This window comes from Clostridioides sp. ES-S-0123-01 (assembly GCF_020658415.1).
Classification (GTDB): domain Bacteria; phylum Bacillota; class Clostridia; order Peptostreptococcales; family Peptostreptococcaceae; genus Clostridioides.
Genome location: NZ_JACVWD010000002.1, coordinates 362,713 through 383,095, shown reverse-complemented (window position 1 = coordinate 383,095; position 20,383 = coordinate 362,713). Strand labels below are relative to the sequence as shown.

Sequence of the window (20,383 nt, the reverse complement as noted above, 5' to 3'; positions counted from 1 at the left end):
AAAATGAATTTTATAGATACATTAAAAAGCGTTGACTTAATATTATCCACTGGAGAAGTACCTCTAATAGTTGGTGAAAGTGGGATAGGAAAAACAGCTCTAGCAAAAAAACTTGCTAAAGAAAATAATTGGAGTTTGATTGTAATTGATGGAAATCTACTTAAAGAGGGTGAAATAGGAGGTCTTCCAACTATAGAATCTTATGTAGGAATTAATTCTAATGGATATAAGACAGAAAAGAAAACTACAGTATATGCTGTTCATAATAAATTAAGAGAAATTGATGAAGAAATATCTAAAGGAAAAACAGTTCTTTTATTTATAGATGAGATAAATCGTTGTGAGCATACTGTACAACAAGAACTTATGAATCTAATTTTAAATAGAGAGATTAATGGATATAAGTTACATGATGATGTAAAGATTTTAGCAGCAATGAATCCATCAAGTAAATATGGTTCAGATTTCGATTATCAAGTTGTAGATATGGATTCAGCTCAGGAAAATAGATTTGTTTGGTTAAATATGGAGAGTGACCATACACAATGGTTGAAATGGGCAATAGATGAAGGAATTGAAAAAAAGATTATAGAGTTTATTTCAACTTTCCCAGAATATCTGCATAAAACAAATGAAGATGATGTAAGAGCAACTCCGAGAAGTTATGAGAGAGTTTCTAAAATTTATAAAGTTTATAAGGACAAAAAGAAAGAAATTCCTAGAACAGTATTTCTAAATGTTATAAAGGGGAATGTAGGTAGGGTTATAGCAGAAGAGTTTATAAGTTTTATTGAATCAGATTCTAGTCCATTGATATCTTATGAAGATGTTTTTTTAGGTGATACTATTGATGAACATCTTGTAGAAAGAGTAAAAAATGAAAGTCATACAAGACTTTATTTATCAGCGATAAATATTCTAAAAAACTTAGAATTAAATATTAAAAATGATGAGTATGAATCAAAATATTATATTGATAGATTTATTGAGTTCTTAAAAATATATCCTATAGATTTAATGATAGGAATTATGAAGGATATTAGAAATAGCTATATTGAAGTGTATAAAAAAGCTATAGAAAATGAAGAGTTTGTAAAATCTTACTTTGAGTCATATCGTTTAATAAGGGGATAATATATGGAAAATTATTTTGATAAGCAGGCAAAAGAACTCTATATTAAAGCTAGTGAAATTATAAATACTCATTCTATGTTAAAGGCAAATCGTGCTAATGAGAAATTTGAGGTAGATATACCAAAAGATTTTAAAGATGAATTTTTTAGTCTTGTAGATAAAGTTAGCTTAAGCCTTATGGAAGAAAAAGATAATTTTTATGGCTATTTTTTGTTTCAGATGTCAAGAGAGATAAGATTTGATATAAGTAGTCCTACAGGTGTGAATTTTAAAAGAGCTAAATATGTCATATACTTTAATCCAATAATTTTTTTAACTCTCAGTATAGAACAGATGGAAAGTACAATAAAGCATGAAATCTATCATATAGTATCTATGCATTTGGTAAGAGCAAAAGAATTAAAAGGAAAGTATAGTACATTAGCCATTAATATGGCAATGGATGTAGTAGTAAATAAATATTTGAATAATTTACCACCATATGCTACTACTTTAGAATGGGTAAATCTAAAATACTCTCTAAAGCTAGAGCCATATGAACCTTTTGAGTATTATGTAGAAAAGATTCAAACTGAATTAGATTTGTTAGAAGAAGATGAAGATGGTGAAGAAGATGATAGCGACAAGTATGGAACTATAGAAACTGATTATAGACCAGAAAAAACTCATGATATATGGGAAGAATCCGATGATATAGATGAAAGAGCTCTTAGAGAATTTACAGAGAAATTTATTGATAGTTCTCAAAAAGGTAAAATTCCAACACACTTAGAAAACATGATAGCAGCCCTTAAAAATAGTAAAGGCGAATTACCATGGAATTTATATCTTAGTAGGTTAATGGGAACTGTTGAAAACAATAAAAAGAAGACTATAACAAGGAGAAATAGAAGACAGCCTAATCGATTAGATTTAAGAGGAGAACTTAGAAGTCATAAAGCAGAAATAGCCGTTGCTATTGATATAAGTGGAAGTATTAGTGATGAAGAATTTAAACAAGCAATTAAAGAAGTTCTTAATATAGTTAAAAATTATAATCATGAAATTACTATTATAGAGTGTGACAGTGAAATTAGACGTGTATATAAAGCAAAAACTATAAAAGATATAAAAGATAGAGTTAAAATAGGTGGAGGCACAAAATTTACTCCAGTTTTCGAATATGCTAATAATAAAAAGATTAACTTATTAGTTTACTTTACTGATGGTAAGGGTGAAAATAAGCTACAAGTAATACCTAGAGGTTATAAAGTTTTATGGGTTATCTCTGGAAATGGAGATAAACTTTCACTGAGAGAGCATTATGGAGCAGTTAAAAAACTTAGTAAAGTTGAAACAAAAGATGATATATTAGAGATAAACGATATTAGAAATGATGGATACTCAATGAATAGTCAAGCACCAATTTTATAAATATTATAATGGGTATGATTGTTATGATTTGTTCGATTGTTATGGTTTACTTACTATCCAAATTAATGAAAAATACATTGATTAATAGTCAATGTATTTTTTATTATTTAAACAATAAAAGTTTTACTTAGCTTAAACTCTCAAAATATGGTACAATTAGTATATAGTAGATAGTTTTGATGATGTAAATTCAGTTGTCAAAACTATTTTTTGTTAAGGATGGTGAGGTTTTGTGTTTAAGATTGATGATTATATAATGTACGGAATGACAGGTGTTTGTAAAGTTTTGGACATAACAAACGAAAAAATTACAAATGGTGTACAAAAAGAATATTATGTATTAAGTCCCCTTTATTCTAATAATACAATAATAAAAATACCTGTTGATAATAAGAAAGTTCCAATGAGAAAGATACTTTCTGAAGTTACTGTGGCTTCGCTAATAAATGATATACCTAATATGGATACATCATGGATAGATAATGAAAAAATGAGAAGTGAGCAATTTAAAGTGATGCTTAGAAGTGGTAAGTGTGAAGAGTTACTTAAATTAATAAGAAGTATATACTGTAATAAAGAACATATAAAATCTCTTGGTAAAAAATCACATCAAGCAGACGATAATATGATGAAAGAAGCAGAAAGATTATTAAACGAAGAGTTTGCAACTGTTTTGAATATTTCTCCTGATGAAGTTACTTCATATATATCAAGTCATATACCGCAATAAAGTATTTTTTATATTATCTCCTACTTAAAAAGTATAGCATAGTTAAAACTATAAAGAAAAAGAAAATAATATTTAAATATAATTTTACAATAAGTATTTATGAATATTTTATTGCTATTTTTAATTATTTCAGAATATTATTTATTCGCATTGTTTTACTAAAAATTGAATATATAATATTATAGGAATTGTTAAAATGATGTTTATAATATACAATTCTTAAAAAATTAAATTATTATTGAAAATACTTTTTAATCAAGGGGATGATTGAATGGTAAGTTTAATAAGCATGTTGAAAATCTGAAGTAAAATTAATAATATTATAAGAGTATTATCATTTAAAATATATGACAATATAAAATATATTCTAGTGTTAATTGATAAGGTGACTACTATATTAAATAGAAGTCATCTTATTTAATTTTACCTACATCGTAAAAATTTATATTTTATTAAAGTAAAATAGGCTCATTTAAGTTACACATAGTTTTAATTTCTATGTAAAAAATCTTATTTTTAGCTTCATATAAACAAACTTTTAACTTAAATTTATCCAGATTATTATTTTTATATTATTGCTAGAATTAAGTATATTACGAAGATGTTTTTAAATATTAACATTAAATTATTTGGAATTATACTAATATAAACATAAGCTATATTTATTATAAATACTACAATTTAGCTATTTATTTAAGAAATAATTATTTTTTATAAATGAAAACATAGATTAGATAAATGCTTCTAGCTTAGAAGAGTACATTATAAATATAATCGACAAAATAAGACTAAATATATCTTTATAATTTGAATTGATATATTTGCTGTATATTTATAGTGTAACTTGAAAAATTATAGATATACAAAATTTAGAGTATTTCTAAAATAGTAATATATAATAATTACTATAGTTTGTTTTTAATCAAACTTTTTTATTTTAATTAAGTAAATATTAAGTTAACAGATAAAAAATGATGGATTTTAAGGAATTTAAATTTATTAAAAAAGTATTTACTACTTTTGTTGTATTTATTTAACAATTTCATTGATTGTGTATTTAGAATAATTATGATTAGGTGTAAATTTAGAATTTATAAGTTTAAGAAATAAAGTTATATCTTAAAGGTGAAGTATCTCTACTATTCTAAAAATTAATGAAATTTATTAAATTAATCAAAAAAATAACAATCATTTAAAAGTTAAAAATAGTTAATTAAAATTGATTAGAATATCCTTTTTTTTAATTTTATCATTGATAATATTTCTTAAATAATAAATGTTATTTGGTGGAGTATAGTCTAAATAATATAAGTTGCATATCAAAAACTTATCCAATAAATAATATGAATACATAGAACAACAAAATTTCATATCTAAAAAACTATTTTGAGACTTAGTTTAACTTATATTTCCAGACAAAAAAATTATATAATATACTTGACAAGTATAATTTGATTTATTCTAATTATTTACTGTCGATTATTCGATTTTTTTCTTATTTTTTTGTTGCATATAAGTATGTGTTTATGGTACGATTTACATGGTGAAATAAATAAAGGGAGGTGAAAAATAAATATTCGTGAAAAAGTTTTCAAATTGAGGTATTTTATGGCTAATAAATTATAATAGTATCACCTCAATTAATAATGTCAAAGCGAATATCTAGGTAATCACTTTAAAACAACAGTTTTTATATTTAGGTTCACAGAATTCATGTGTATGTTTAACAAGAAATAAATTTAATCTGTGAAGAGATAGTAGTTTATTTATTTAAGTTGACAAGTAATTGAATGAAGTATTTAGAAATTTTTCAAAAAAATAAAGACAGTATTTATTTGTATAAATACATGTTGCTTTATTCAAAACTCCTTTAAAAAGGCAATAGTAAGGTGATTACACCGTTTGCCATAAAAGGAGGAATTTAGTTTGTAAAATACTATCAAGTAAAAAAATAAGAATTGCATATAGTAAAGAGTTTCACATTTAATTAGTAGTAGTTAAATTAGAAAAAATTACTAGAGTGATGAATTTAGAAGTTAGATATAAAATTATCCATTGTGTTATGGCAATATTGTATTTAAGCTAAATAATAATTAATGAACTAATAATTTATAGTTTGGTTTTTTGTGGTGTCAATTTATAAAGATAACAGGTTATAAATATACCTGAAAATAATGAATTTATATAATTTAAATTTATAGCTATATTATTTTGAATTTATTGACAATAAAGATGTTAATCTTTATTCCATGAAAACATCTAGATTCTACAAATAAAAACGCAATTATCTTAATAATTATTACGAATTGTTTTACAAAACAATATCACCATATCTTTCATTGAAAGAAAGAGTCTGGATAAAACGTAGAAAATATAAAAATACAATTAAGAAAGGATTTAAACTTATGAGCACAACAGTAAATAAAAAGGGTAAATTCCCTATAGGATTTTATATCTGTGCAACAACTTTCTCGTTTGAAAGAGCAGCATATTATTCTGCAAAGTTTTTAATTTATATATTCCTTACAACAGCAATTGTTAAAGGTGGTCTTGGAATAGATAAAGGACAAGCAGCTATAATGCAAGCTAACCTTGTTGCATTCACATATCTTGCGCCAATAATTGGAGGATATATATCAGATAGATGGATAGGAGCTAGGTATACTATACCTATAGGTATGCTTATCATGGGGATAGGATACTATCTTGGTTCTATTGCAACTACAGCTTCTATGGTAAATGCAATGATAATTCTAGTTTCAATTGGTACTGCATTCTTTAAAGGAAATGTATCAGCAGTAAATGGACAACTTTTTGATAATCAAGAAGAACTTGATACAGCATTCTCAGTACAATATTCTTTTGTTAATATAGGTTCTTTCATCGGAACAACAGCAGTAGGTATACTTTATGCCAATACATTTATGAAAAATGGAGTATATGGTTTCTCTCAATGTTTCTTCATAGCAGCTGTTCTTTGTGTAATTGGTGCAATATGGTTCACATATGGATGGAGATTCCTTGGAAATGCAGGAAAAAGACCTTTTAAAGAAGGTGTGGTAGCTGAGAAAGTTGAAGAAAAAGATAATGCTCCTCTTACAAGTATGGATAAGAAGAGAATTTGGGCTATTATACTTATTTCATTCTTCTCTGTAATTTTCTGGTTATTCTGGTACCTAACTTATCTTGCAGTTTATGATTATGGTGCAGCGTTTGTAAACATGACTATTGGAGGATTTGACATTCCTTTAGCTTGGTTTGACTCATTAAATGCACTTGTATGTATTGTACTAGGACCAGTTCTTGGAGCATTATGGTTTAAACTTGCCAGTAGACCACAAGGTGATATAAGTTTATTTAAGAAGACAGGTCTTGGATTAATATTCTTAGGTCTTGCATTCTTAATGCTTGTTGGAGCAGAGCTTACAAGAGGTGTTGGAGCTCCTGAAACTGTTAAAGCTAGTATAATATGGATAATTATGTTTGGTATACTTCTAAGTTTTGGAGAAATGTTATTCTCACCACTTGGGAACTCTTTCGTAAGTAAGTATGCTCCTAAAAAACTTCTAGGTGTTCTTATGGGAGTTTGGACATTTGCTACTTTTATAGCTGGTCAAGGATATGGATATATATATGCATTTACTCTTAAATTTGATATGATTAAAGTATATACTATAATTCCAGTGATACTATTTGTTGCAGCTATATTATTATTCTTATTTGACAAGACATTAAGTAAACTTGTTGAGGAAGATAACTAATCAATAAATAACTATTATACTAATGAGATTAATTTAGTATGGTTATATTGTATTAGATTGATATAAAGCTAATTGGTAATAATCATAAAGTGTTACTTTTTAACACGATATATGGTGAAATAAGTTTATTAAATAAAATATATAAATAAAAATACTAGTCAATTAAGACTAGTATTTTTATTTATTGTTAAATCAGATAAAAAATTAATACACAATTTCTCCACTTAAAATAGTATAGGCACTTCCTCCAATTTTTACAGAAGTGATATCATTGTTTTCTTTAGATATATTTACATATACCTTTCCAGGTCTATTTATAAAGTTTCCTTCTTCACCAATAAAGTCAGTTTTATCTAAAATATTGTGTTGTACTATATAAGATGATACACAAGCATTGCCAGTTCCACATACAGGGTCTTCTGTGACTCCAACATATGGAGCTATAGATCTTAAATGATAGTCACAATTTTTATCTATAGTTTCTATACAAAATGGAGTTATTCCAATTAGATTATTATCAGCACTAAATTCTTTTATTTTATTTAAGTCTGGAGAAATATTTTCTAAATCATCTAGAGACTTTAATCCAAAAACAAGCCACCAAATTCCTGTATTTACTTTCATAATTGGATATTCAAGAAGTCTATCTTCTTTTACACCTATCATTTGTGCAATCTCTTTTTTATAGCTATTTAGATTTTCGAATTTAGGAGGATTTTGTTCCATCATAAATATGTTTTCATTATCTATTTTCTTAAGTTCTACAGATAGTACACCAGCTTTTGTCTCTTGATAAAAGATATTCTTATTAGTATTAAGTTTTCTTTCTTCTAAAAGAGCATGGAATGTTCCTATTGTAGCATGACCACACAAGTCAACTTCTAAGTCAGGTGTGAAAAATTGAACCTTGAAATCTGCTACATCAGATTCTGAAACAAATGCAGTTTCTGATAAATTCATTTCCTTTGCTATATTCTGTTTGATTTCATCAGAAATATTGGACGCATCTGTGACTACACCAGCAGGATTTCCTCCAAAAGGTATTGTTGTAAATGCATCAACTTGTTTGATTTTAACTTTATTCATCTTTAAGACCCCCTTTTATTTTTTGTGAAATATAAATTTCATGTTGTATGTATTGATTTCCAATATATAAAATATTAGAATTTTTTGTCCAAATTGAAATAGCTTCATTACCTTCAGATAAATTTCCTGTTAATATTTCAGAATCATCTACAATTAAAAGAATACCTTTATAAAGTTTTTTGTTTTTAAGTGTAGTTTCATTACCTCCATGGATATGAATATTGCTTAGACCTTCTATCTTTTTATCTTCCAAAAGTAGTATTTCAACATTAACATTTTTTTTAGAAGCAGTTAAAAGCTCATCTTTTAGGTCAAGAATTTCTTCATGAGAACAAGAAATTATAATTTCTTGTTTGGCGTTATTTATCATTTCGATTGCTTTTTTTAATATATTTTTAGAGCTTTTTATGTTTAAAACATATTCTATACTTTTTCCTTTATTTAATACCTGTAAGTTGTTTTCTAGTTTGTCCATAGAATTATTGAATTCTTCTTTTTTACTTTTTAGTAATTCATTAGGGTTTATAGGTACATATTTTATAGGATCAGTTTCAATATTGATAATTATATTATTGTTAAGTAATTTTGTTATATTTTCGTAGACTTTTGATTGTGGTACACCTGATAATTTACTTATTTCATAACCAGTTAGAGGGTTTTCCTTTAGTAATGATATGTAGATTTGTGATTCATATTTGGTAAATCCTATGTTTTGTAGTTCGTTAACTATAGTATCCATATATAAACTCCTTTAACAAAAGTATAATAACTACCTTAGTAGGTACTAATATTATTTTATAATGTATATATATAATTGTCAATCATACAAAGCAAAAAATTAAGTTATAAATTAGAAAAGTTTTTTAGTGTATTTTTGAAATGAAGCTCAAATTTAGTTAACATATATATAAAGTTTACAGATTTCTATAATTACTACATAAGTAACTATTGAATTTGCATAAATAAGTTTAATTAATGTTTGATTATGATGATAATCTTAAGAGTGTTAAAAATAGATGGTTACAAAAAAGTGACTAATTGAACTAGTACATAAGTCGTAGTATATTAATATCAAGAAAACAATAAAATAATAAAGGAGATATATATTATGGCAAAAATAATAAATAACAATGAATTTATAAATGAAGTAAATAACAAAGAAGGATTAGTAGTGGTGGATTTCTTTGCTACATGGTGTGGACCTTGTAAAATGTTATCACCAGTATACGAGGCTTTAGGAAACGAAATGTCTGAAAAAGCAAATTTCTTAAAAGTAGATATAGACCAAAGTATGGAATTAGCCCAAAAGTTTGAAGTTTCTACAGTACCAACTGTAATAATATTCAAAGATGGTAAACCTATAGATAGATTAATAGGGTTTATACCTAAAGATAATTTGAAAAATAAAATTGAATCATATATATAACTAATTTCAATTATTTATAAGATTTATTTATGTAGTTACAAATAAGTGCCTAATTGTCAGTGATATTGGCTATTGATATTATATTTATATAAAAGAAAAAAGAAAGGTTACTAGAAAATAGGTGAGATTATGAGATATGACATTGCAATAATAGGAAGCGGACCAGCAGGACAAGGTCAAACTGCTGTATCTAGTGCAATTTCACATTTAGATAAACAGAAAATAAAAAAATCTGTACTTGTTGATACTTATTAAGTAAAAGTAAATAGTAGTACTAGTGGTTATAACTATAAGTTTATATTTATAATATAGTTAATAAATTTTTACATATATTTGAAATTATTATAAGTATTTATTGTTGTTTTATACAATATTAAAAGAAGTATTTAAAGTTAATAAAATAGAAATTACAGATATTATTTATTTAATACACTCCTAACACCAAAAGAAGTTATTTCAAAATAAAGATTTGACTACAGAAAAAAGTGGACTTTATCAGATGAGTCCACTTTTTTTGTAAAGTGTTGAATAGTCTATATGTAAATAAAAAAGGGTATCTCATTTATAATTTAAGAATATTGTAAGACATCCCCTTTTTAAGTGTGCAATAAAATTGTCTTTTTAGCTATTACTTATCTATTACTAAAAAGGAATAAAAAAATTTTATTTAAAAGCCAAATTTTTAATAGCATATAAATAATTCTCTTTCGTATTTTTAAATTTAATAAACTTAAGTTTTAGTTATGAGCTTGTTTAATATAGGTTATGTTCTTGTAAAGAATTTTGTTAATTAATTCTTATTAATCTATATTTTGGAATTATTAAATATGATGAACAAGTTAATAGTTATATTGGTAGAGATATTAAATAGAATATTAATTAAGCATAAATTTGACAAGTATGAATATTTGAATAATAATAAGGTTAGATTTTATATAAGAATTAAATAATTATAATATAATTAACATTCAATAAACATTAATTATATATAATGATTAAGTTGATATTTTATTTAGGAGATGATTATATGAGAGTATTAATAATAGAAGATAATAAAGAGCTTTCTTATAATATGAAGATAGGGCTGGAAAATGAAGGATTAGTAGTAGATATAGCAAATTGCGGATTAGATGGAGAAGAGAAAGCATTTATAAATGACTATGATGCTATATTATTAGATTTAAATTTACCAGATAGAGATGGAATAGAGATATTAGAATTTTTTAGAAGTAATAATCTAAATACTCCTATAATAATTGTAACAGCAAGAGATGGAGTAAATGAATTGGCAAAAGGTCTTGATTTGGGAGCTGATGATTATATAGTAAAGCCATTTCAAATTATAGAATTGAGAGCTAGGATACAAGCAGTTATAAGAAGATTTTATGGTAGGACAAATTCAAATATAGAGGCAGGTCCTCTTACAATAAGTCCATCATCTAGAAAAGTGTATGTGTATAACAAAGAAGTAAACTTAGGAACTAAAGAATTTGATATAGCAGAATATATTGCAAGTAGATATCCAGATATTGTATCAAGTATAGATATATCAGAACATGTTTATGATGAATACTTTGACCCATTATCATCTGTATTAAGGGTGCATATAGCTAGATTAAAAAAGAAATTAAGAGAAGTTGCAGGAAAAGAGATAATAATAACTACTAGAGGGATAGGATATTCTATATGCAAGGATTAAAAGATAAAAAAACTATAGTTTTAATTTTATATTCTGTTATAGTCTTTATAATTTTTACAGTAGGTTTGAAATATATTATAAATATATCTAATACAAGTAAAGAATTAATAGCTAATGATTCAAATTCATATTATGGAACGAATATAGATAATACTTATAACACTATGGAAGATAAGACTTTAGATAAAAGATTAAGTTTTGATTATAATATTGTACTTAATAGTAACTTTAATATAATTATAATGTTATTTTTTGCCTTTACAGTAACCTCTAACTTTATCCTTTTATCAATATTGAATAGACTAGAGTTTAAAGAAAGAATGGAGATATTAAATAATATAAATAATATAGAAGATGAAGACGAAGTGTTGAGTATAGACCCTATTATGTCTAAAGTATATAAAGATTTAAAAGATAAATTTGATTCTCATATTGAAGATTATAAAAGATTAAATTCATATTTATCTCATGAACAAAAAAATGCCATAGCAATACTTAGAACAAGCTTAGAATTAAGCGGAAATGAAGAACTATTGAATACTCTCAATAAAGTTGCAAATAATGTAGAAGATGTACTTGCAATAAGTGATACAAAAAATAATGAAGATATGTATGAAGTTGACATAGCTTTAATATGTGCACAAGTATGTGACCACTATTCTAAAGTATATGCTAATTTAAGTTTTGATTTTGATGAAGATGAAAATATGAGTATCTATGGGAAAGAAAAGTGGATTTATAGAGGTGTATCCAATCTTTTAGACAATGCAATAAAATATGGTGAAGGTAAAGATATATGTGTAAATGTGAAAAATCAAAAAGGTAGTGTTATTGTATCAGTAAGAGATAATGGCATTGGAATGAGCAAACAGAGTATGAAAAAAATATTTTACGATAGATATAGAATAAATGAATTAAATAAAGATGGATATGGTATAGGTCTTAGTTTAGTAAAACATGTATGTAACTTATGTAATGGATTTATATGGGTAGAAAGTGAAGAAGGTAAAGGGTCAATTTTTTATTTAGTATTTAAAGAATATAAAGAATAAATTAAGATAGATATAATAACTCTAAGACACTATTGAATTGGTAAGAGGAGATGTGAAGTGTATATTTTAAATAATGCAATCAAAAACTTACTTAGAAATAAATTGCGTAATTCATTTAGTACAGTTGTTATATTATTGATGGTCTTAGCAATATTAATTTCCTCAATAATAAATTCAAACGTTAATGTGATAAAGGCGAATTATGAGAAAAAATTTGAATCAGAAGTTCAAATTAAGCTTGATGCTAAAAAGATTGTTCAAAGTGATTCAGGAGAATCTCTAATAAAATATAGTAACTTGAGTGTAAATGATTATTTAAACTTTGCAAAGTCAAAATATGTAAAAGAAGTATCTTTTATTGGAAATATCACAGCATACTTTGATGATAATAAAAAATATAATTCTAATGATGACAGACAAATATTATATGATGATATGAGGGCTGAAAATTGCGGGATTATGGGATATACAGAAAAGAATGAAAGTCTTAAGCACTATAATCTGGAAAAGGTAAAAGGGCGATTATTTCAAAAAGATAATGAATGTATGGTAAGCGAAGAATTTATTGATATTAATAAGTTGAAAATTGGAGACACGATATCTCTATTAAGTGATTATAGTACTAATACAAAACTGAATTTAAAAATAGTAGGAACATATAAGAAAAAAGATAATAAGAATGTTAACGATATAGAAATAGCTCAAGATGAAAGTATATATGATAATATATTAACTACGTATAATACTTTAGTAGAATTTGAAAAGAAGATTGAATCAGAAAATTCAATAATTTATACAAATGCTAGGTTTTTATTGATAGACTCTAATAGTAGAAAAGATTTTGAGAAAGAGGTAAGAGATAAAGGTCTAAGTGACATTTATAAAGTTACTATAGATGAGTTTGCGTACAGTAAATTAATAACTCCAATGCAACATTTGTCTAATATAGCTTTTACAGTTACGCTTGGAATATTAATATTAGGTTCGATATTATTGATGATAAATTCTATAATATCAATAAAAAAAATAAAGTATTACATTAGTGTGTTAATATTAACTGGAATGCCTAAATTTAAGATAGTTCAGAGTTTCATATGTGAAAGTATTATGATAACTTTAGTATGCCTTATACTTGGAGGAGGAATTGTAAGTATATCAGCTTCAAAACTATCAAATTATGTTTTTGAATATCAAAATCAATATAATGTAATACATAATGTTGATTTACTGAATAATAGAGAATATAAAAATATAGATATAAATAGTGATGATATCAAACAAGAAATAAAAAGTTTAAGAGATAAATTGATTCCAAATCTGATATTTAAGATAATTATTGTAGCGATAATATTGATATTATTAACTAGCATAGTGGCCATATATAGTACAATTGTATATAAACCAATACAGATAATTTATGATAGAAATTAGGTGATGTAGATTGGTAATACTAGAACTGATAGATGTTAATTACAAGTATGAGGGAAGTAATAAATATGTATTAAAAGATGTAAGTGCCAAATTTGAAACTGGAAAAATGTATGTTGTTATAGGAAAGCATCAGGCAGGAAAGAGTACTTTGTTATCTATAATATCAGGTCTTGATGATTACACTGATGGAAGTATTATTTATAAGGGTAAGGATTTAAGAAATATAAATAAGGATATGTATAGAAATAAAGATATAGGAGTCATATTTAAAGATTATAACTTATTAAATAATGAAACTATTTTGGAGAATATGTTTTTACCAATGAGAATTAGTGAAAATAAGAAAAAGAATAAGAGGGAAATAGCATGTAAAATTCTACAAAAGGTAGGAATTGATAGAGAAAAAGTACTGGATAGAGTAGAAAACTTATCTTATTATGATAAACAAAAAGTGTGTATTGCTAAGTCATTATCTAATAATCCTGACTTAATAGTATGTGATGATATTATAGAAAGCACGGATGATAAAAGTGAAGAAAGTCTAATAAATGTGTTTTACAATTTGGCACATAAAGATAATAAATGTGTGATAATAGCAACAAGTTCAGAGGAAGTTGCTTTATTTGCGGATGAGATATGGGGAATAAATAATGGAAAATTAATGTTTATAAAAAGTAAAGAAAAGAATATGGATTAAACTTTAAAGAAGTTGTTTCAGTTTAGATTGAAATTATATGAAAAATATTTAAATTACACGAAAATGAGCTACAGTTGGGGGGAACTGTAGCTCATTCTATTTTGGGGGAGATAGGTTGAACTTATTGGTTATCCGTATCATATTTTTAGTATAGTCACTTATTTTAGATTATATACATTTTTTTATAAATTTTACATAAAATGTTAAATGTTATAATTGCTTAGATATTATTAGAAGTGATAAAGTTATAATTAGAGAAAATTAATGAAAAAATGTATTATAAATAATTGGAAAATATTATATAAGGTATTAAAATATTAATGTATTTACAGCAATTTAGGAAAAAATACGAAATCTATTCATAAATACAAAATAAAAATATAATTTAAAAAATATTTGATAAAAATTTCATATAAAGAATATTTTATATTAATCTCATTTTAGGTATATCTATTAAAAAAAAACTTATAATACAATATAATTTAAATTTCAATAAATACTTAATAAATGCGCATTTAGATACTTGAAAATACTGGAAAATATATGGTGTAATAAAAAATCTTGAATAACTTTAAAGAATTGAATATATATAATAAATATTTAAATATATTTAAATAAAAAAATACAAAAAACGACAATTATATAGTGTGCAATTAAAATATTTTGCAATTGTAGTATTATAGGGGAAAATGCAAAATATATGCGAAAGTGAAATTTTAAATATTGACATTAAATTAAATATAATATACTATGTAAGTGTGATGAAACATTTTTTTCAGAGGGGATTTATAGTGAATATAAAAAAAGTATTTAATAACAATGTAGTAGTAAGCTCCCTAGAAGATGGCACAGAAATAATTGTAACTGGTGCTGGAGTTGGATTCAAGAAAAAAGTAGGAGATTTGATAGATGAAAGTTTGATTTCTAAGAAATATTTTGTTCAAGATAATCAAAAAGACAAATACAATCAAATACTTAATAAAACCTCAATTGAATATTTTAAAATTTCAGAAGAAATTATAGAAAGAGCTAATGAAGTTTTAAATACTCAAGTAAATGATTCAATAATATTGGCTTTAACTAGTCACATAGAATTCGCTGTCCAAAGAGAAAAACAGGGTATAAAATTACCAAACCTGATACTTAATGAAACAAAACAACTTTATAGAGAAGAATTTGAATTTGGATTATGGGCAATTGATGAAATTGAAAAAAAGATAGGTATAAAGTTGCCTGAAGATGAAGCAGGGTATATTGCTATTCATATAATCAATGGATTAGAAAATTCTCAAAAAGATGAAGGTATTAATATACTAGAGTTTTCAAAACAAGTTGTTCAGATAATAGAAGAAGTACATGGATTTAAATTAGATGTAAACTCACTGAATTACTCTAGGCTTATAACTCACTTAAAGTTTTTCGTTCAAAGAATTTTAAGAGAAGAAACTTACAAAGATAGTGATGTTGAAGATATGTATAAACTAGTAAATAAAAACTATAATAAACCTAAAGTATGTACTGAAGAAATTGCAGCATTGGTATTAGACAGATTTGAATATAAAATTAGTAAAGAAGAAGAATTATATCTAATGATTCATATAAATAAAATAACAAACAGTGGTTGTTAGGATTGTAACTGATAAAGCAGGCAAAACCTAAGTCATTGAACTTAATTTTAGTTAAGTTTTTTGATTTAGGCTTTTTTATTGAATACAGACAGTGACTTTTAGGATTGTAACTGGTTAAGCAGGCAAAACCTAAATCATTGAACTTAATTATTAGATTAAGTTTTTTGATTTAGGTTTTTTTATTAAATAAACACAATGGCTTTTAGGATTGTAACTGATTGAGCAGGCAAAACCTAAATCATTGAACTTAGTTATTAGATTAAGTTTTTTGATTTAGGCTTTTTTATTAAATACAAACAGTGACTTTTAGGGTTGTAACTGGTTGAGCAGGCAAAACCTAAATCATTGAACTTAGTTATTGGATTAAGTTTTTTGATTTAGGTTTTTCTATAAATTAGATTATGTTTTTTATATAAAAATAGGAGGGTGAAAATATGAAAAAAAATAAGTTAGGTCTATGGAATTTCTTCCAAATGTTAGGAAAAACGTTTATGTTCCCAATAGCATTACTTAGTGTTTCTGGTATGATGCTAGGTCTTGGGGCTGGTTTTACAGATCCTAAGATGATTGCAATGGTTCCATTTCTAGGAAATGAATATGTTAATATGATTTTAAATTTCATGTTAACAATAGGATTATTTGCATTTAATAACTTGGGAGCATTATTTGCAATGGCAATTCCATTAGGATTATTAAAAAAAGAAAAAGAGTTTGGTGCATTTTCAGGTTTAGTAGGATTTATAGCAATGCATATAGGTACAAATTTTTATTTAACAAGAGCTGATTTATTAGTAGCAGCAGACCAAATGTCAACTAATGGTCAAGCCATGATTATGGGTATACAAACATATAACACAAGTGTTTTAGGTGGTATTATAGCAGGTTTAATTGTTTATGCAATGTATGATAAAGTTAGTAATTTGAAAATACCAGAATCACTAGGATTCTATAGTGGACCAAGATTAGTTCCAATTGTTAGTTTAATAGTTATGAGTATTGTGGGATTATTAATACCTATTGTTTGGCCACCATTTTTCAATGCGTTCCAAAGTTTAGGAAGATGGATTTCTTCAGCAGGGCCATTAGGATATTTTTCATATGCAGTAGCTGAAAGGGTTACAATACCATTTGGATTAAATCACCTTGTAACATCTGTATTCCGTTTTACACCAATAGGTGGAACTGCTGTTATTGATGGAGAAACATACTTTGGAACATTGAATATGTTTATGGCATATGTGGAGAATAATCAGATTATACCTCTTGATTTAGCTGGTAAAATGGAGCAAGGTAAATTAATGATTCAATATGGTTTAGCTGGAGCTGCATTAGCTATATATCGTACAGCAAAACCAGAAAATAGAAAAGCACTTAAAGGGCTTTTAATATCAGGAGTGTTGACAGTTATTATAGGTGGAATAAGTGAACCAATAGAGTTTTTATTCTTATTTATCTCACCAGCATTATTTGCTTTCCATACATTTATGAATGGTTTAGCAAACATGGTACTTCCATACTTAGGTGTATTGATGGGATTCACAGGAGATTTAATAGCATTTATAAGTTTTGGAGTCTTGAGAGGAACAGCTACAGGATGGCCAATAGCAGTATTAGTAGCAGCTTTATACTTTGCAATATATTACTTTGTATTTAAATGGGCAATTCTTAAATTTAATATAAAAACTCCAGGACGTGAAGATAAAGAAATAAAAGTTTCTGAAGGAAATGGTTCAGATTTTAAAAATCTATCTACATACAAAGGTCAGCAAATGATAGCAGCGCTAGGAGGGAAATCTAACATACTATCATTAGATAATTGTGTAACTAGATTACGTTTAAAATTACAAGATGTATCACTAATAAATGAAGATGCAATTAAAGAAGCTGGTGGTATAGCAGTTGTTAAATTAGATGAACACACAATTCAAGTAATTATAGGTACTCAAGTGTATTCTTTAAGAAAGCAAATGGATAAGGCGATGGAAGGTCATTTGGAGGAATGTAATGATTAACTTTGATAAAAAAGTAAACCGATTGGGTACATATTGTACCCAATGGGATTATGTAGAAGATAGATTTGGAAAAAAAGGATTACTTCCTTTTACAATATCAGATATGGATTTGGAATTTCCAAATGAGATAACAGAAGTATTGAAAGAAAGATTAAATCATAGAGTATTAGGATATAGCAGATGGAAGCATGATGATTTTAAAGATTCTATCAGAAATTGGTACTCTAAGAGATTTAATTGCAGTATTGATAGCAATTGGATATATTACAGTCCAAGTGTAATGTATTCAATTAGTAAACTCATTGAAATTTTTAGTGATGAAGGAGATGGAGTATTACTAAACACTCCTGCATACAATGCTTTTTATGAAGTAATAGGAAATAACAATCGCAATATTATAAAATCTCCTCTTACAAATAAGAATGGATTTTACTCTATTGATTTTGATGATTTTGAGAAAAAATGTAAAGATTCTAAGATATTTATTTTATGCAATCCTCATAACCCAACAGGTAGGGTGTGGAGTGAATTAGAGCTTATTAAGATGGTAAGGATTTGTAAGGAAAATAATGTAAAAATAATATCAGATGATATACATATGGATATTGTATATGATAGTAAAATGACACCTGTTTTAAATGTGGCAGACAATTATTTGGAGTCTATATTTATTTGTACATCAGCATCTAAGTCTTTTAATATACCAGCATTGACTGGGTCATATGTAATTATACCTAATGAAGAGATAAGAACTAAGTTTGAAAATATAACTAGATATCGTGATTTTGTAAATTCACCAGCTATACTAGCTATTTTGGGAACAATGACTTGTTATAATGACTGTGAATATTGGCTAGATGAGTTACTGAAATACATTAAAGAGAATCTTCAATATACAATTAACTATATAGAAGATAATTTAAAGCCATTAAAATTGGTTATGCCAGAAGGGTGTTACTTTGCTTGGATTGATTTCTCGGAACTTAAAATAAGTAGTGAAAAATTCCAAAATCTATTAATAGATATTGGTGAAGTTGCTATTATGGGAGGCAAGGTATATGGAGAAGAAAGTGAGTTTTATTTGAGGTTAAATGTGGCATGTTCAAGAGAAAAACTTGAAGATGGTTTAAATAGAATTAAAAAAACTATAGATTATATTGCAAAAAATATTTAATATAGAAGGGGAGATGATTATGAACTATTTAAAAACAATGGTTGATGTTATGACTACTGAAATGAATGCTATAAAGTGTTTAATAGATGAAGCAGGTATTGAATATGAAAATATAGTTAATGAAATTGCAAATTGTAAAGGTAAAGTGATTTTTATGGGTGTAGGTAAATCTGCACATATAGGTAAAAAATTGGCAGCTACATTTGCAAGTACTGGTACACCAAGTTTTTTTGTACATGCAACAGAGGCAGTACATGGAGATTTAGGAATGATTGAAAGTCGAGATATTACAATTTTAATCTCAAATAGTGGTAATTCTATGGAAGTTGTAAATTGTATAAAATATGTTAAGGCAATAGGTTCTAAAACAATTGCTTTTACCTCAAATAGAAATTCAGTATTGGCAAAGGAGTGCGATTATGCTTTAATATATCCTGCAAAGGGTGAAGCTGACCACTTAAATTTAGCACCAACAACATCATCTACGATTACTTTGGTTTTAGGAGATTCTATTGCATGTGCATTATCTAAAAACAGTAATTTTGACTCAGCTGATTTTTATAAATATCATCCAGGAGGAAGTTTAGGTGAAAAACTAAAGGCAGCTAATAATGGTTAAAAGTAAAAAGGAGAGTATATTTTATGTTTAAAATGTTTAAGAAAAAATCAATAAAATCACCAATATCAGGAAAGGTAATAGAGTTATCTAAAATACCAGATGCTGTATTTTCTCAAAAACTTATGGGCGAAGGTGTAGCTATAGATTCTACAGGTGATATTGTTTATGCTCCATATAATGGTAAGGTGGCAGTTTTAGCAGAAACTAAACATGCACTTGTTATAGAATTAGAAAATGGAATGGAACTTCTTATTCATGTTGGTTTAGATACTGTAAACTTAAAAGGTGAAGGATTTGAAGCATTAGTAAGTGTAGGAGACCAAGTAAAAGAGGGGACACCAATGTTAAAAATTGACCGTTCATTAATTGAATCAAATGGTATCTCACTTATTACTCCAGTTACAATAACTAATCATTCGGAGTACAATATGAATACATATAATGTAGGTAATAATGTAGAGGGTGGAAAAGATACTGTAATTGAGTTTAAATAAAAAGTATAAAATAAAAGATTACTGTCT

At 26.0% G+C, this 20,383-nt stretch carries 17 protein-coding genes; 15 read left to right on the top strand and 2 right to left on the bottom strand.

Annotated elements, in window-relative coordinates:
• The first annotated feature begins 3 nt into the window (after positions 1 to 3).
• The 4 genes from IC175_RS05220 to IC175_RS05205 all read left to right on the top strand — a co-directional run bounded on the left by IC175_RS05220 (position 4) and on the right by IC175_RS05205 (position 7,038).
• The gene (locus IC175_RS05220; RefSeq protein ID WP_227851213.1) at positions 4 to 1,134 is read left to right on the top strand and encodes an ATP-binding protein; all 1,131 of its coding nucleotides are present in this window, start codon (positions 4 to 6) and stop codon (positions 1,132 to 1,134) included.
• Positions 1,135 to 1,137: 3 nt separating this feature from the next.
• A complete protein-coding gene (locus IC175_RS05215) occupies positions 1,138 to 2,547 on the top strand; it encodes a VWA-like domain-containing protein (RefSeq protein ID WP_227851212.1) in 1,410 nt (469 codons plus the stop codon).
• Positions 2,548 to 2,779: 232 nt separating this feature from the next.
• Complete coding sequence (locus IC175_RS05210; protein WP_227433891.1) at positions 2,780 to 3,277, top strand: CarD family transcriptional regulator; 498 nt, start codon at positions 2,780 to 2,782, stop codon at positions 3,275 to 3,277.
• A 2,405-nt stretch (positions 3,278 to 5,682) separates the two neighbouring features.
• On the top strand, positions 5,683 to 7,038 hold the full coding sequence (locus IC175_RS05205) for a peptide MFS transporter (RefSeq protein WP_227433892.1): 1,356 nt from the start codon (positions 5,683 to 5,685) through the stop codon (positions 7,036 to 7,038).
• A gap of 204 nt (positions 7,039 to 7,242) precedes the next feature.
• Here IC175_RS05205 and IC175_RS05200 read toward each other — a convergent pair whose 3' ends face one another.
• A complete protein-coding gene (locus tag IC175_RS05200; RefSeq protein ID WP_227851211.1) occupies positions 7,243 to 8,124 on the bottom strand; it encodes a PhzF family phenazine biosynthesis protein in 882 nt (293 codons plus the stop codon).
• Positions 8,117 to 8,863, bottom strand: a complete 747-nt coding sequence (locus tag IC175_RS05195; protein WP_227481983.1) for a TrmB family transcriptional regulator — start codon at positions 8,861 to 8,863, stop codon at positions 8,117 to 8,119. Before IC175_RS05195 ends, IC175_RS05200 begins: the two co-directional genes overlap by 8 nt.
• A gap of 369 nt (positions 8,864 to 9,232) precedes the next feature.
• On the opposite strand from IC175_RS05195, the gene trxA reads away from it, so the two are divergent.
• From trxA to IC175_RS05145, 11 genes are all read left to right on the top strand, one after another.
• A complete protein-coding gene (gene trxA, locus IC175_RS05190) occupies positions 9,233 to 9,550 on the top strand; it encodes a thioredoxin (protein WP_227433895.1) in 318 nt (105 codons plus the stop codon).
• Between the two features lie 129 nt (positions 9,551 to 9,679).
• Positions 9,680 to 9,805 (top strand): hypothetical protein, encoded by a 126-nt coding sequence (locus IC175_RS19380; RefSeq protein ID WP_255606358.1) that lies wholly within the window; start codon positions 9,680 to 9,682, stop codon positions 9,803 to 9,805.
• 772 nt (positions 9,806 to 10,577) lie between these two features.
• Positions 10,578 to 11,249: a response regulator transcription factor gene (locus IC175_RS05185; RefSeq protein WP_227433896.1), complete on the top strand. Its 672-nt coding sequence runs from the start codon at positions 10,578 to 10,580 to the stop codon at positions 11,247 to 11,249.
• On the top strand, positions 11,237 to 12,301 hold the full coding sequence (locus tag IC175_RS05180; protein WP_227835174.1) for a sensor histidine kinase: 1,065 nt from the start codon (positions 11,237 to 11,239) through the stop codon (positions 12,299 to 12,301). The genes IC175_RS05185 and IC175_RS05180 overlap by 13 nt, the downstream gene beginning before the upstream one ends.
• Positions 12,302 to 12,358: 57 nt before the next feature.
• Positions 12,359 to 13,732, top strand: a complete 1,374-nt coding sequence (locus IC175_RS05175; protein WP_227851210.1) for an FtsX-like permease family protein — start codon at positions 12,359 to 12,361, stop codon at positions 13,730 to 13,732.
• 10 nt (positions 13,733 to 13,742) lie between these two features.
• Positions 13,743 to 14,429, top strand: coding sequence for an ATP-binding cassette domain-containing protein (locus IC175_RS05170; RefSeq protein ID WP_227845997.1), 687 nt, complete (start codon positions 13,743 to 13,745; stop codon positions 14,427 to 14,429).
• Positions 14,430 to 15,220: 791 nt separating this feature from the next.
• Positions 15,221 to 16,057, top strand: coding sequence for a PRD domain-containing protein (locus IC175_RS05165; protein WP_227851209.1), 837 nt, complete (start codon positions 15,221 to 15,223; stop codon positions 16,055 to 16,057).
• 434 nt (positions 16,058 to 16,491) lie between these two features.
• Positions 16,492 to 18,069: a PTS transporter subunit EIIC gene (locus IC175_RS05160; RefSeq protein WP_227830917.1), complete on the top strand. Its 1,578-nt coding sequence runs from the start codon at positions 16,492 to 16,494 to the stop codon at positions 18,067 to 18,069.
• Positions 18,062 to 19,243, top strand: coding sequence for a MalY/PatB family protein (locus IC175_RS05155; protein WP_227835177.1), 1,182 nt, complete (start codon positions 18,062 to 18,064; stop codon positions 19,241 to 19,243). Before IC175_RS05160 ends, IC175_RS05155 begins: the two co-directional genes overlap by 8 nt.
• 19 nt (positions 19,244 to 19,262) lie before the next feature.
• Entirely contained in the window at positions 19,263 to 19,862 is a 600-nt protein-coding gene (locus tag IC175_RS05150) for a KpsF/GutQ family sugar-phosphate isomerase (protein ID WP_227481991.1), read from the top strand.
• Between the two features lie 23 nt (positions 19,863 to 19,885).
• Positions 19,886 to 20,356 (top strand): PTS glucose transporter subunit IIA, encoded by a 471-nt coding sequence (locus tag IC175_RS05145; RefSeq protein WP_227481992.1) that lies wholly within the window; start codon positions 19,886 to 19,888, stop codon positions 20,354 to 20,356.
• Positions 20,357 to 20,383 lie beyond the last annotated feature (27 nt).